Annotated in this window: 13 protein-coding genes; 1 reads left to right on the forward strand and 12 read right to left on the reverse strand. The window is 29.4% G+C overall.

Annotated features, from left to right (window positions below; all coding sequences use genetic code 11):
* Positions 1-126: 126 nt before the first annotated feature.
* Genes HMPREF3131_RS04490 through HMPREF3131_RS04500 form a run of 3 tightly spaced genes read right to left on the reverse strand, consistent with a single transcriptional unit; the run spans position 127 to position 2772 of the window.
* A complete protein-coding gene (locus tag HMPREF3131_RS04490; protein WP_048683078.1) occupies positions 127-1167 on the reverse strand; it encodes a sensor histidine kinase in 1041 nt (346 codons plus the stop codon).
* Positions 1160-1834 carry a response regulator transcription factor GraR/ApsR gene (graR, locus tag HMPREF3131_RS04495; protein ID WP_017176001.1) on the reverse strand — a complete coding sequence of 225 codons (675 nt, stop codon included), beginning with the start codon at positions 1832-1834 and terminating at the stop codon, positions 1160-1162. Before graR ends, HMPREF3131_RS04490 begins: the two co-directional genes overlap by 8 nt.
* 14 nt (positions 1835-1848) lie before the next feature.
* Complete coding sequence (locus HMPREF3131_RS04500; RefSeq protein WP_017176002.1) at positions 1849-2772, reverse strand: NAD(P)H-binding protein; 924 nt, start codon at positions 2770-2772, stop codon at positions 1849-1851.
* 93 nt (positions 2773-2865) lie between these two features.
* Here HMPREF3131_RS04500 and HMPREF3131_RS04505 point away from each other — a divergent pair, with 93 nt between their 5' ends.
* Complete coding sequence (locus HMPREF3131_RS04505) at positions 2866-3372, forward strand: GNAT family N-acetyltransferase (protein ID WP_017176003.1); 507 nt, start codon at positions 2866-2868, stop codon at positions 3370-3372.
* Between the two features lie 134 nt (positions 3373-3506).
* Here the strand turns inward: HMPREF3131_RS04505 and HMPREF3131_RS04510 are convergent, their stop codons facing one another.
* The 9 genes from HMPREF3131_RS04510 to tagD form a co-directional block, all read right to left on the reverse strand.
* The gene (locus HMPREF3131_RS04510) at positions 3507-4574 is read right to left on the reverse strand and encodes a YkvI family membrane protein (protein WP_049379654.1); all 1068 of its coding nucleotides are present in this window, start codon (positions 4572-4574) and stop codon (positions 3507-3509) included.
* A gap of 268 nt (positions 4575-4842) precedes the next feature.
* On the reverse strand, positions 4843-5346 hold the full coding sequence (locus HMPREF3131_RS04515) for a hypothetical protein (RefSeq protein WP_017176005.1): 504 nt from the start codon (positions 5344-5346) through the stop codon (positions 4843-4845).
* A 115-nt stretch (positions 5347-5461) separates the two neighbouring features.
* Positions 5462-5842 (reverse strand): dihydroxyacetone kinase phosphoryl donor subunit DhaM, encoded by a 381-nt coding sequence (dhaM, locus tag HMPREF3131_RS04520; RefSeq protein WP_017176006.1) that lies wholly within the window; start codon positions 5840-5842, stop codon positions 5462-5464.
* Between the two features lie 221 nt (positions 5843-6063).
* Positions 6064-6855, reverse strand: coding sequence for an ABC transporter ATP-binding protein (locus HMPREF3131_RS04525; protein ID WP_017176007.1), 792 nt, complete (start codon positions 6853-6855; stop codon positions 6064-6066).
* A 185-nt stretch (positions 6856-7040) separates the two neighbouring features.
* Positions 7041-7874 carry a YitT family protein gene (locus tag HMPREF3131_RS04530; RefSeq protein ID WP_019834904.1) on the reverse strand — a complete coding sequence of 278 codons (834 nt, stop codon included), beginning with the start codon at positions 7872-7874 and terminating at the stop codon, positions 7041-7043.
* A gap of 514 nt (positions 7875-8388) precedes the next feature.
* Positions 8389-9621, reverse strand: coding sequence for a NupC/NupG family nucleoside CNT transporter (locus HMPREF3131_RS04535; protein WP_048761273.1), 1233 nt, complete (start codon positions 9619-9621; stop codon positions 8389-8391).
* A 282-nt stretch (positions 9622-9903) separates the two neighbouring features.
* Positions 9904-12075, reverse strand: a complete 2172-nt coding sequence (locus tag HMPREF3131_RS10980; RefSeq protein WP_019834903.1) for a bifunctional glycosyltransferase/CDP-glycerol:glycerophosphate glycerophosphotransferase — start codon at positions 12073-12075, stop codon at positions 9904-9906.
* A 154-nt stretch (positions 12076-12229) separates the two neighbouring features.
* Positions 12230-13957 carry an ABC transporter ATP-binding protein gene (locus HMPREF3131_RS04545; protein ID WP_019834902.1) on the reverse strand — a complete coding sequence of 576 codons (1728 nt, stop codon included), beginning with the start codon at positions 13955-13957 and terminating at the stop codon, positions 12230-12232.
* A gap of 306 nt (positions 13958-14263) precedes the next feature.
* A complete protein-coding gene (tagD, locus tag HMPREF3131_RS04550) occupies positions 14264-14662 on the reverse strand; it encodes a glycerol-3-phosphate cytidylyltransferase (protein WP_017176012.1) in 399 nt (132 codons plus the stop codon).
* Positions 14663-14755: the final 93 nt, after the last annotated feature.

A 14755-nucleotide genomic window follows, 5' to 3' on the forward strand; every position in this document is an offset into this window, starting at 1 on the left:
TAAGCTTAATTTATGTATTTACTTTAAATATTATATAAGTTTTAGTCCAAACTTTTTATAGTAAAGTCCAATATCTCCTTGCGATAAAGCGAACAATTGCACTTATATACTATTTTAACAACGTCTTTATGATAGACTTAATTTCTCTTGTGACATTCTTTCTATGACTTCGTTTTGCATAGGGAACGTTAAAATAAATGTTGTTCCTTCACCCACCGTCGACTCGACCTCTACTTCAATACCTAATGGATGTCTTACACTTTCTACTAAGTATAAACCAATTCCAGAAGAAGTTGTTTCATTACGATTTGCGGTAGAAGTATAGCCTCTTTCAAAAATACGTGGTAAATCTTTAGCACTAATCCCACGCCCATAATCAGTAATTTCTAAAGCGATATGGTCTTTTTTAGCAAACGACCGAATCACAATATCTTTTCCTTGAGAATATTTCAAAGAATTAGATAAAATCTGTCTAATCATCATGCGACACCATTTTACATCTGTAAATACTTCTGGATTCGTGTCAAATTCTAATTCATAGCCAATACCTTTAACTTGACTGATATGCCGCGTAAGTTGAATTTCTTCGATCACTAAACGTTTTAATGGTACTTTTTCGAAATACATATCTCTATTTTTAGATTCAAGACGTGTTAAATAAAGTTGCTTATCTAATAATTCATTCACTCTTGACCATTCATAAAGTAAGGCTTTCTTACGTTCCATATCTTCAACTTGATCAATTAATAATTTCATTGCTGTAACAGGTGTTTTAATATCGTGAACAAATTCAGTTAACGATTGTTCAGACGCTTGTATATGAATTTGTTGTTCAGTAGCTCTTTCTTTTTGAAACAATAATTTACGATATAAATAGTCCACCATTTCCTGTTGAAATGGATTCTCAGCTAATTCTTTATGTTTAATTTCTTCGATTTCCTTATTATTATAAAAATGTTGATATAATTTTACTTCTCTTAAAAAAGTAAAAATAAGAAATATACAAGTTAAACCTATATTTAATAAGACAATGTACGCTACACTTTCAATTGCCATATCATAGTCTATATATGCCATCCCTAAAAACACAAACTGCAAAAATATAATCCAAAATATCCAATTACTTCGTGTTTTAAGAAATAGCCAAAACCATTTCACATTACTCATGTGCCATATATCCTTTACCTACTTTTGTTTCAATTTCTGTTTCCATATCGATCTCAGATAATTTTTTTCGTAATCGATTTACATTGACTGTTAATGTGTTATCACTCACAAACGCTTCATCATCCCATAACGCTGTAATTAATGTATCTCTAGTCACAATTTGATTTTGTTTTTGAATTAACATTTCTAAAATAATCATTTCAGTTTTAGATAAATAAATGATTTTATCGCCTTTTTGAATACTATCTTTTGAAAGATCTACTAGTGCATCTTGCCAATTTAATGTACGTCTTTCTTCTGCGCCAAATTGATATACGCGTCGATAAATTGCTTGTAACTTCGCAATTAGTACGTTGGTATGAAAAGGCTTTTGCATATAATCATCTGCACCTAATTCCATACTCATCACTTGATCCATAGGATTATCACGTGACGATAAAAATAAAATAGGCACATTAGATACTTGTCTAATTTGACGACACCAATAGAATCCGTCATATTTAGGTAATTGCACATCCATTATAACGATTTCTGGTTGAACATTATGATATGTTTCCATTACGTTACTAAAATCATTGACACCATAAACAAAAAAATCCCAATTTTCTAATTCTTTCTTTAGTTGTTGAAAAAGCGTCTGATCATCTTCTACTAATAATATTTGCATGTGTTTTCATCCTATCACTTTGTATATTTCATTTTTTCTCCTGATTGCACACGTCCATTGAAATGCCTAATACGACAATCAATTTCAAACCCTCTCATAATTAAACCTTGTACGGGAGCTTGAAAAAAATAATAGAGTGGCCATAACAATTTAGGAATATAATCATATAGTTGAACAATTACTAAACGCGTTCCTTTAATTTGACGAAATTCCAATTTTCCTTGTTTTTTAGAACGTTTTTTTATAATTGAACCGCCTACTAAATTAAATGTAATTAAACTATTATCATTTACTTCTTTCTTCATTACTAATAGAGGCTTAAACTCATTACGAGTATATATTATATATCGATTTTCTATATATTTCGTGTGTAAAAATGTACCACGTGTATCATTCAGCCATTTAAAAAAATAAGCGACTAATTGTTCTAAAGACCATTTCCTAGGTAATATCATTCTTAATGCTGTCCGTATATCATTATATTTAGACACTTGTAACTCAACATTAATATGAGAGCGTTTGATATAGGTCTCAGTCGTTTCTACAGGAACACCATAGTTTTTTAAACATTGTATTGTCTCATTATCAAAGCGACTACCGCTTACGTACAAAATTTTATTTATTTTTTGTTGTGCTGCTGCTCTTGCAAAATTATCGGCTGCAATGAGATTTAAATCACGTGCAGTTGCTTGAGTAAGCTTGGCAGAATTTTTATTAGGATCTAAATAAAATACTGCAATATTCATACCTGACATTGCTGATTTAACATCTTCATAATTATAAATATCTTTTTTTAGCCATTTTATATTATGATTAAACTCTTTTTTTGTATTTGGATATTTAGATAAAGCAAACAAATTTGCATCATTTTCTATCGCACTGCTAATATTCTTACCTATATAACCACTACCACCCGCTAATAATACATTAGGTTTCATTATTCTGTTACTCCTTTTTAAAATTCTAAATATGTATATTTTTTAAATAATTGGTATAATATATGTTATATTACTATCTCAGGAGGAAGCCGAATGGCTCATATTATTCGTGAAATTAGTATAAAAGATACTGAAGCTTTGACAACATTATTAACTAAAATATATGATGAATCTGATTATACACTTTATAATCCTGGAGAATTTAACCCTAGTGTTTCTTCTATTAGTAATCTTCTAGAGCGTGTTATCACTTCTCCGAGAAATACCATATATGTAGCTGAAGAAGATGATCAACTCGTTGGATGTATATTCGTCACTACTGAAAAATACGAACGTACACAACACGAAGCAATCATTACACTTGGTGTTACTAAATTTTATCAAAAAAAAGGTATTGGACTTGCTTTAATTAATGCTGTTGAAGCTTGGGCTCTTAACCATAATATTAAACGTCTTCAAGCTTCAGTCGTTCCTGAAAATACACACGCACTCATGCTACTTAAAGGCGCTGGATTTAATATTGAAGGCGAACTTAAAAATAAATTACTGATCAACAATCAATATTTTAATAAATATATTATGGCTAAATTACTACTTTAATTACAATATGTATTATACGCTACGTTCAAAATGCAAAAAAGCAATTCGTGTTAATTACACGAATTGCTTTAGACTGTCTATGAGTTATTTAACTTTGTAGGCAGTTTTTTTATGGATTATTTATTTTATTAATTTTAAGCAATGTGGTCTTTGTTATCACTTTTACGTAAATAATATTTAATAAGCACTGCTACCACAATAAATAATCCAACTACGCCCATAATGTTATATAAGAAGTTGATTAAATCTGCAAAACCAACGAAACTTAAAATAAAGGCTGCAATCATCATAATAACAATAAATATATGATATTTTTTACTGTATGGCTCAGTGAAACGTGCAGCAAACGAATAAGTCAATCCTAAAATAGTATTATACATTACTGCTAACATAATCACTGTTAAAACTAATCCAAGCCATGGATGAATTTCGTTCGCCAATTTTAAAGTTGGAATTTGTTCATTTTTAATTTGTGGATATTCTGATTGTAGTGCAAAGTTAATCAGTGCAAGTAAAACAGTATACACTACACCACCAAATAAAGCACCGGCACCAGATACTTGACGTTTAGATGCATCTCCACCAATCGCCACAACCGTACTAAATCCTACAGCAAAAGCTAATCCACCGTACATTAACCCTCTAATAATACCTAAGAATAAACTTGGATGATCTACTGTACTATTAACTTTACTGATAGGGATACTTCCAGCGAATAGATAATATATAGCAATAAGAACTACCATGACAATCAAGAATGGTGTAACGAAACCTAACGCTCTTACGATCTTATTAAAGTCTAATAATAGTGTTAAATAAATAACGACCGTCATAATTAACGCGCCAAGCCATGTAGGTATACCAAAGCTCTCTTCGAACGTTGCGCCTGAACCTGCAATCATTGTTACAGCAATCCCAAATAAGAAAAAGACTAGAATATAATCAAAAATTTTACTGAATTTTTCACCAAATAAATATTGTAATGTTGATTCATGGTTTGTTGCTTCAAAAGCCGTTCCAATTTTAGCGACTTGTCGTCCTATAAATCCTAAAATTAATCCTGATATTAACACGCCAATATATGACCATAAACCATAAGGCGTGAAGAATTGCATTACTTCTTGCCCTGTAGAGAATCCTGCGCCTACTACAATCCCCACATAAGCAAAACCTATTTTTATAGATTCTTTATTCAACCCCATGTATTAATTAACCTCCTTATTTTTGACACATTCAAAATTATAACGTACTAATAATATTATGCAACAGTGCATAAACGTTGCGAGACAACGCTTATCGCTTCTAAATACTAGTGTTAATACCCTTACAAACAATTTAAAAAATTTAATATTTTTAATAATTTGTCACAAAAAATTATATTTGAGTTACTAAGTAAAATATTATTAAAAAAGAGTTAGATAAAATGAATAACTATGGTTATTCATTATCTAACTCTCTTATTTCACTATATTATTTTGAACTTCCAAATTTCTTTAATTCATCAAAATTTACTATAACATTATCCATGCGTTTAGCTGAATCTTTTAACACATTTCTTGCTACATGATTATTAGGATCTAATTTTAAAATTTGTTTAGCTACTTTAAACGCTTCAGAATCTGAAATAATTGGATCAGGTATAGCATATAATAATAGCATTTGAAGCAAACTTTTTATTTCTTTACCATTTGTTAACTGAATAGAAGCATCTGCATGATAATATGCCGCTTCTAAAGCACCTTCCACTTCACTCAAAGGATAGACTAATAATAAAAATGCTAAATCATGTAATTCTGCTGTTTCATTAGCCTTCATCATATCTAATATACAAGTATAAAACATAATGTTTTCTTGTTCATGAGCACAGGATATATATACTTCTTCGAATTCCATAAAATCAATATTGGACATTATATTTTTAATTTCTTCAAATTTACCGTTCAGAACGTAAAATTTAATATCTTCTTGTAGCATAATGTCCACCTACTTTCATCATCAATATCATGCTATTTATTTTACCATATTCATTTTGGATAATCATTTTATAACCTTTTTTTTATATAAAAAAAACATCAAAATTTATCATTACTTATTTAAATGCTGTAGACTTAAATGAAGAACGATTCACTTCTTGAATCGCTTCATTAGCAGTTTTACCAACACTTAAAGACATTGCTGCTGTAAAACTTCCTTCTACAATGGGTGCATTTACTTTGTAAATATGATACTTACCTTTATACATATCAATTGCTAAATCGATATTCATTTCTGATGATCCTAAATCATAAAAACATAATGCATCATCATCTAACTGATTAATCAATTGTTCAATATCATCATATGAAGTTCCAATTTCACCATTTACTCCACCATAAGCAATCACATTTATGTCATTTGTCATTTTATTTAATAAATTTTTAGTTCCCTTAGCTATTTCTTCACTATGACTAATAATAACTATAGTTGTCATCATTTCAACTCCAGTCAATCAATTAAATAACGAATTTGATTTTTTATTAAAGTGAACCTTAATCAACGTGTGTTTTCATTATAAAATAACTTATCTGAAAGCGCGAATATTTGTGTATTAGACAAAATATTAGTCATTGACTGCCTATACATTAAAAATGACTGAGATAGGTATCCAACATCATAATAATTGTAGCTATATTGCTGAAGTTATAATCAATCTTATCTTTTTTCAAGTAAATTGTAAGTGACTAAAAGTGGTTTCCCTGTTCTAGGATCTTTTCCTAATACTGCATCTATATTAAACACACTTTCTAATATCTCTTTAGATAATACTTGGTCAGTAGGTCCATTATCTATAATGTGTCCTTCTTTCATGATTAACAAATAATCCGAAAATCGAATTGCCTGATTGATATCATGTAAGACCATAACGATCGTACACCCTAATTCTTTATTCAAATGTTGCACCAATTCTAAAATTTCTAACTGATGAGAAATATCTAAGTACGTTGTAGGTTCATCAAGAAAAATAATATCTGTTTTTTGTGCTAAAGCCATTGCTATCCATACACGTTGTCTTTGTCCCCCACTTAAATCATTAATCGATTGATGACGAAATTCTGTAATGCCTGTTACGTTTAATGACCATTCAATTTCATCTTTATCTTTTTTAGATAATCGTCCAAATCCTTTTTGATGAGGAAAACGTCCATATGAAACGAGTTCTTCAACTGTTATACTGTCAGTCACTGTTGGAGTTTGAGGTAAAATTGCAATTTTTTTAGCTACTTCTTTTGTAGATTGATGTTGAATGTTTTGATTATCAAGTAATACTTCTCCTTTTTTCACTTCAATCAGTCTTGAGAGTGCTTTCAATAATGTAGATTTCCCACAACCATTCGGTCCAATAATTGATGTGACTTTACCATCACGTATTTGAACATCTAATTCTTTTATAATTGTCGTATTTCTATATCCTATATCTACTTGAGATGCATTTAAACGATTCATATATAGGCCCTACCTTTGTACAAAAAATATTTACGACATCTATTGATAATCGTTCTCAATTAATTATTGCTATTATACCATTTATACACATTTTTGACTATTCTTTTTACTATGAGACGATTATAAAAAATAACCCTAAAAATCTGAGATATACATAAAACGCCTCAAATTTTTAGGGCCCTTTTTTATTCATCGATTAAAAAACCATTTCCATAAACATCACGCACGTCATGAATAACCAAGAAAGCATTCTTATCTATTTTTTTTATAATTCGTTTGGCACGAGTTACTTGAGTTTTAGCTACAACAACATACAAAACGTCTTTTTCTTCTCTACTATAATAACCATGTCCATTCAATATAGTAAGGCCTCTACCAACTTGTTCATCAATAGCCTTAGCTACCTCTTCAGGTTTGCTAGAAATAATTGTCATTGCTTTTTTTGTATTAAGTCCTTCTATAACATAATCCATTACTTTCGTGCCTATATAAAGTGAAATCACAGTTACCAATGCTTTACTTAACGGTAGTACTGTTAAAGAAATGACTACTACGATTAAATCAAAAAATAATAATGCGTATGCTGTACTAACATCTAAGTATTTATTAGCTATTCTTGCTAATATTGTTGTTCCAGCTGTAGTGCCACCTGCTAAAACGATTATTCCAATACCTAGTCCAACACTTGTGCCGCCAAATACTGCATTGATGATGACATTACCTGTTTCTACGTGCCATGATTCTGTAAGACTTAAGAAAACAGAAATAAGTACAGTAGCAATAATTGTTAATATCGTACTTTTTTTACTTAAAAATTTATACCCAATAACAATCAATATTGCATTAGCAACGAAGTTAGTGAGCGCTGGTGAAATATGAAAAGCGTAATATAATACAATAGCAATACCTGTGACGCCACCTTCACCTAAATTACCTGATATAATAAATGCATTGACTCCTGCTGAAAAGATAAAAGAGCCTAGTATAACTAAAAGTATATTTTTTATATTTTTGTTCAAAAACACTCACTCCTTTTACGACTATAACGATTAAAATGTTAGCATAGTCTCATCATTCCCTACAATATGCTTTTTAAAAATAAATGTATTAATAAATTTTAAATATCTTAAAATATAAAGATTTAATTTAAATAAGATACATATTCATCTTTAAATCTAATGTACTAATAAAAAATACGTGGAAATTTTCTGAATTTTTCGTTTACTTATAAATATTAGTTTGCTATACTATGTATAACTTCTTAATTACAAGAAGTTATCTCCTTTGTGTTGTTTATAGTAACAAAACAAATTTTGCTCGAAGTACTGTGACAGTACCTAGTCCTTACCGTTACAAGTACATTAATATTCATTTCCCATAAAAACCAAGTATATAAAGTGTCTCCTCACTTTGCATGCTTGGTTTTTATCATGCAATAAAATGAATAATAAAAATAGGAGTGACATAGAATTCTTTTCGAATTCAATGTTCACTCCTAATGGTTGACTATAAAATGATTTAAATTTTAATACCTTACCATGCAAATAAACCAACAAATGCTGCAGTAAGTAGTGAAACTAAAATACCTGATAATAACATCATCGGTACATATTTTGAAACAAAATCTGATGTTTTCTTATCAACTATACCCTTTAATGTACCAACAATCATCCCAATTGTAGAGAAGTTTGCAAATGAAACTAAGAATGTTGATATCACTGCACGACGATGTGCGCTATATGTGTCAATTACTTTTGTAATTTCACCCATAACTACAAATTCGTTTGTAACGATTTTTTTGGACATCTGTTGTGCCACTATCCATGCCTCACCCCATGGTAAGCCAAGCAATAAAGCAAATGGATACATAAAGACGCCTAAGATTTGGTTTAAACCAAAACTACCTTTCATACCCATCCAACTGCCTACTAATCCAGTAATCAAATTAATAAAACGATCTAAAAAATCAGCCAACGCGACAAAACTAATAACAAAAGCGATAATAATTAATACTAATTTACCTGCATTTAATACTGAATCTCCTAAAAATGAGAAGAAAGGTTGACGTTCAATTTTTTCATCATTATTAATGCTATAGATAATATCTTCTTTTTCTTCAACAGTAACAGGATTTAAAATAGAAGCGACAATAATTGCATTAATAATATTTAAAGGAATCGCCGTTAACACTAATTCACCAGGAATCATTTGAACATAGGCACCTACAATAGCTCCAGAAATAGAACTCATTGACATCATTGCAACTGTTAATACACGCATTTCGTTCATACGCTTAAGTTGTTCATTAGAGACTGCAAGCGCCTCTGTATTTCCTAAAAACATCATTTCGATACCAAAGAATGATTCAAATTTAGGTTGACGTGTAATTTTCGCAAGTACAAAACCAATTCCTCCAATAATTTTAGGAAGAATATTAAAATACATAAGAATATCAAATAGTGGAACAACTAATAAAATTGGAAATAATGCACTCACTGCCATATCCATTTGTTTACCACTTGTAAAACTACTGAATGCAAAACCTGTTCCAGTATGAGCTGATTGAATAATCCAAGCAATGGCAGCTGCTAAACCTTCAACAATCGATCTTCCAATTTGGAAATATACAAAGAACCATGCTAAGAATACATTTAAAAGAACTAAGATTAATATAGACTTCCATTGAATATGTTTGCGATCTCTAGAAAATAAAACTGCTATTCCTAAAAACACAAGTAATCCAATGATATTTATTAGTAAAAACATAAGACACCTACCCACATTTTAAAATTAATATGTATCACATTACCCTTAAATAGAACCGTACTATTTTCATAAAATAACAACTAATGTTCTGTAAAAAATACATTTAACATTATACCACGAGAAAATGTTCGTTAAAATAACATATTTAATAAAATAATTGTCTATTTTTCTTTTTTGATGTTATTTATCATAAATACCATTTAAACTTAATACGGTTATATAGAAAAAGAATGGGAAAACGAATTCAAAGTAAATTTTTCCCATTCTTTATGTCATTTGATTTTATGATTCATTTTCATGAATATCATTATGAATATAGTCTGCTATAAATTTAGAAGATTGACCTTTTTCAATTGAACAAAAATCATTATAGAACGCTTCAATTTTATCTTTATATTTTTCTTTATGTGTATCTAAATGTTTTAATTCTTCAGCAAGTTTAAATTCATCTGTAATAATTTCTCCTGGTAAATCTTCCATATAATTCATATAGAAGCCACGAAGACCTTTATCGTATTTTTCGATATCATAAGCAAAGAAAAATTGAGGACGTTTTAAAATACCATAATCAAACATCACTGACGAGTAGTCAGTAATAAGCGCATCAGATATTAAATATAATTCTGAAATATCATTATAATTTGAAACATCAATAGCAAAGTCATCGTATCCAGTTAGATCTAATGCATTTGCAATAAGATAATGCATTCTTAGTAAAATGACATAGTCATCTCCAATTTGCTCTTTTAAATTAGCTAAATTTATTTTCAAATCAAATAAATATTGACCTTTTTTAACGAATTCATCATCTCTCCAAGTTGGCGCATACATAATGACTTTTTTATCTTTTGGTAAATTTAAATCTTTTTTAATTTGTTCTATATACTCAGTATCATTTTGTCTTGTAACTAATACATCATTTCTTGGATAGCCAATTTCCCAAATTCTTTCTTCATTCATCCAAAAAGCAGACTTAAAGATATCCGTAGAATAACGGTTTGGAGATACTAAATAATTCCAACGAGATGCTTCTGTATAAAAATTCTTTTTATAATTTGCTGTTGTTGTTCCTGGCATTCTTACCACTTTCATATCATTTGCTAAACGTTTTAACGGTGTACCGTGCCAAGTTTGAATATACATTTGATTCTCTTTTTTATTTAAATACAATGGTAATCGAGCATTCGAAATCCAGTATTTCGCTTTAGCATAAGCCTCATAATATTCTTTGGATCCTTTTTTCACTTTAGTTGCATTTCCAGGAATAATATTGTTATTAGGCTTAGAAAAGACCCAAATATATTTATATTGTGGATAGTGTTGTTGCATATATTCATATATATACTTTGGACTATCACTGTAATTTTTACCACCAAATGACTCAAATACAATCGTATGTGGATCTACCATATTTTCATTATCAGTAAGTTGATATTTAGCACGTTCTTTCATCTTACTGTTTGTAAGAATACTTTTAAATAAACGTGTTTTTTTACGTAATTCATTCACATATCTTGCATTCTCAATGTCGTCCATAGATAAAAACATGATTTCAAGATTATATAACAACTTACCATCTTTAATGATATTCCATTTTAGTGCTTTTACTACTTTAACTAGAGTGTGTTCTAAAGCAATATATCTTGCTTTAATATCTCTAAGCGAAGGATCAAAACCTTTTTTAATTTCATTTTTCATTCTTTGGACTAAAAATTTCTTAACTTCTTTATTTGTAGTTCTTTGTATAGCATCAAAGAAACTATTTGTATAGTCTTCAAATTTATCAATAAAATCTTGATCACTTAATGTATTACCATTAAATGGATCATATACTTCACCACGATAATAAAACGGAAAATTAACAATTCTAACAAAATGTTCAGCATATTTCAGATAATCTAATACAAATGAATTATCAATAAAAATGCTTAAATCTTCATTAAATTTAATGTCATGTGCTTTAATAATTGCATTTCTAAATAAAATATTACATGCAGTTTCTTTTCGTAAAATTGAATTAGGATATGAATGATGTGATCGATACTGCAAACGTATCTTATCTTTATCTACATATTGAGGACGTTGCATTGTAAATTTGTGTACCGGTGCAATTAATGTATCTAAACCATTAATATGATTTAAATAATATTCAATAGCATATGAGGCTAATTGATCATCCGCATCTAAAAACATCACGTATTGACCTTTTGCTAAGTCTAAAGCGATATTTCTAGCATGTGCATGACCAGTATTTGTTTCAAGTTGAATAAACGTCACATCTTTATCATAAGATGCTAACGTTTTATTTAAGATTTGTGTTGAATGATCCGTAGAACCATCATCTACAATAATGATCTCAAAATCTTGATTCCTTTGAGTTTTTAAGCTATTAATACAATCTTCAATATATTCTTCACTATTAAAATATGTAATAATTATTGATAGTTTATTCAATATCATTCTCTCCAATTTTATTTATGTTTATTCAATTAATTTTTAAGCAATGTGTTTGTGTACTAACTATATCTTATCAGTCTAAGATTTTTTCATCTACACTGTAAAATTATAGATTACTTTATCATCGTGATATTTGGATGTTCGACATCCATTATTTATTTAAATTTTGTGTAGTCACAAATTGATGATATTTCTCATGATATTTCATTAATTCGTCATGTGTACCTTCACCTGTCACACGTCCTTGATCAATAAAAATAATTTGACCTGCCTTTTTAATCGTAGACAGACGGTGTGCAATCACTATTGTTGTTCTACCTTTCATCAATACTTCTAAAGCTTCTTGAATTTTTTGTTCACTTTCACTATCAAGATTTGCAGTAGCTTCATCAAGTAACAATATGTCTGGATTTTTCACAAAACTTCTAGCGATATCAATACGTTGTCGTTGCCCCCCGGACAGTTTTAATCCACGTTCGCCCACTAATGTATCGTATCCTTCATCAAATTGCATAATAAAGTCATGACAGTTTGCTAGTTTTGCATATTTAATTAGTTCTTCATCAGAGACATTACGGTTAATACCATATAAGATATTATCTCGAATTGTTCCTGTCATCATAGAGTTTGACTGCATGACATATCCAATTTTGCTACGCCAATTTGTAATTGGAATATCATAAATACTTTCATTGCCATATGTAATATCACCATTATCGATATCATACATACGTTCAATTAAATTAAAAATAGTACTTTTCCCAGAACCTGAAGGACCAACAAAAGCACTAATGTCACCCTGAGGTATACGAAATGATACATGATCAAGAATCGTTTTTACATCATATTTAAATTCTACGTTATTAAATTCAAGTGCTCCATTCTCAATGTTGATATTAGCAATGGGTTTTAACTGTTCCATCGGTTCAACGGGTTCTTGCATAATTTCATAAATACGTTGACTTGCACCTACAGCTTTTTTGTAATCAGTAACGAGTGTAGATAAGTTCATAAGCGGCATAGATAACTGCATCACATAAAAAATCATAGCTATTAAAGCACCTGCTGTAATAGCACCTGTAGCAATTCTAATGGCACCAAATCCTAAAATAATGGCTATCATTAATAACATAATTACACTTGAAATAGGTTGAATAATCGCTACTATTTTTGCTTGTCTTAAACCTAATTTATATATTTCATTTAAGTTATAATGTGCATTATTTAATTCTTTTTGTTCAGTATTAGAAATTTTTACTAAACGCATTTCTGTCAATACACGACCTAATAACCCACTAAAATTGGCAATTTCTGCTTGGGTATGTTTTGAAATTTTTTGCATACGTCTTCCAAGTGGAATCATAATACCCATAAATATTGGAATAGCTATGAAAGTCAGTAAAGTCATTTGCCAGTCCATAATAAACAGCATAATAATAGAACCAATCAATGTGATAATAGCTGGTAGTAATTGTGGTAATTTTTGAGAGATAAAATCGTTAATGACCTTAGTATCATCAGTTAAACGACTCATCAACTGACCACTTTCATTTTTGTCAAAAAATGGCATTTTCAGTTTAATCATGTGCTCCCACAATAATGAACGAATACCATAAATCATTTTTTCTCCAATTTTACTTAAGAGGTAAATACCTAAACCGCTAAGTAATGCATTAATGATAAATATACTTGCAAATAGAACGACAATATTCCAATTAATATTATTAGTAGAAAATTTATCTACTAAGCGACCTGTAAACAGTGGAATCAATAATCCGCTAAGACTTCCTAACGAAGAAATGATAACAGCAGTTATTATTAAACCATAAGGCCAAGACAATCGTTTAAATAGAAAAAATAATGGATTGTGTTGTTTCATAAATAAACCTCTTTAATCATCAATTTGTATTTGTATTTTTGATATTATATTTAGTGTTTATCCTAATTTAAATGTACATTAAAATGTATTTTAACTGGTAATTTGATTGATTGTTCTTAGTATAGCATTTTATTTAAAATGTTTTATTACATAAAAATAGGAGTGCCCTAGAATTCGTTTTGAATTCACTGTTCACTCCCAAAAGGATGAGTCAAATCAAACAAATTATTGTTATCTACTTGATTTAATCAAAGATTGAGACATAGCTAAACTTCTAAGGCGTTTATATATGCCTTCAATACATTATTATTTTGCATCTTTTCCGTATAGCTCTTGTTTAATTTTAGTTGTTGAAATACCCTCCGTGCGTTTTAGGTATACAACTTCACATTTGTCTTTTAGGAAGTCAAATTGACCTTCCCAGTCATGGCCCATAACAAACACATCAACATCATAACGATCAACGTCTGTTTCTTTTTGACCCCATCCATCTTCTGGAATCACTAAATCAACGTAACGAATAGATTCTAACATCATTTTACGTTGTTCAAAATCATAATAAGATTTTTTATTTTTAATTTGGTTAAATTCATCTGTAGATAAAGCTACAATTAAATAATCACCCATTTCACGAGCTCTTCTTAGTAATTCTATATGACCATAATGTAATAAATCATATGTACCATATGTAATGACTCTTCTCATATTTCCTTTCTCCTTTACAAATATTTAACATTAATTAATAATCTTAATTTAGCATAAATATATTTAACATACCATTAATTTTATATTGACCAG

The organism is Staphylococcus sp. HMSC14C01, assembly GCF_001808085.1.
GTDB classification, from domain to species: domain Bacteria; phylum Bacillota; class Bacilli; order Staphylococcales; family Staphylococcaceae; genus Staphylococcus; species Staphylococcus hominis.

What these genes read in the sequence shown, in the direction of transcription:
- HMPREF3131_RS04490 (WP_048683078.1), bottom strand. Translation starts at nt 1,167, where the DNA reads ATGAGTAATGTGAAATGGTTTTGGCTATTTCTTAAAACACGAAGTAAT.
- graR (WP_017176001.1), bottom strand. Translation starts at nt 1,834, where the DNA reads ATGCAAATATTATTAGTAGAAGATGATCAGACGCTTTTTCAACAACTA.
- HMPREF3131_RS04500 (WP_017176002.1), bottom strand. Translation starts at nt 2,772, where the DNA reads ATGAAACCTAATGTATTATTAGCGGGTGGTAGTGGTTATATAGGTAAG.
- HMPREF3131_RS04505 (WP_017176003.1), top strand. Translation starts at nt 2,866, where the DNA reads ATGGCTCATATTATTCGTGAAATTAGTATAAAAGATACTGAAGCTTTG.
- HMPREF3131_RS04510 (WP_049379654.1), bottom strand. Translation starts at nt 4,574, where the DNA reads ATGGGGTTGAATAAAGAATCTATAAAAATAGGTTTTGCTTATGTGGGG.
- HMPREF3131_RS04515 (WP_017176005.1), bottom strand. Translation starts at nt 5,346, where the DNA reads ATGCTACAAGAAGATATTAAATTTTACGTTCTGAACGGTAAATTTGAA.
- dhaM (WP_017176006.1), bottom strand. Translation starts at nt 5,842, where the DNA reads ATGACAACTATAGTTATTATTAGTCATAGTGAAGAAATAGCTAAGGGA.
- HMPREF3131_RS04525 (WP_017176007.1), bottom strand. Translation starts at nt 6,855, where the DNA reads ATGAATCGTTTAAATGCATCTCAAGTAGATATAGGATATAGAAATACG.
- HMPREF3131_RS04535 (WP_048761273.1), bottom strand. Translation starts at nt 9,621, where the DNA reads ATGTTTTTACTAATAAATATCATTGGATTACTTGTGTTTTTAGGAATA.
- HMPREF3131_RS04545 (WP_019834902.1), bottom strand. Translation starts at nt 13,957, where the DNA reads ATGAAACAACACAATCCATTATTTTTTCTATTTAAACGATTGTCTTGG.
- tagD (WP_017176012.1), bottom strand. Translation starts at nt 14,662, where the DNA reads ATGAGAAGAGTCATTACATATGGTACATATGATTTATTACATTATGGT.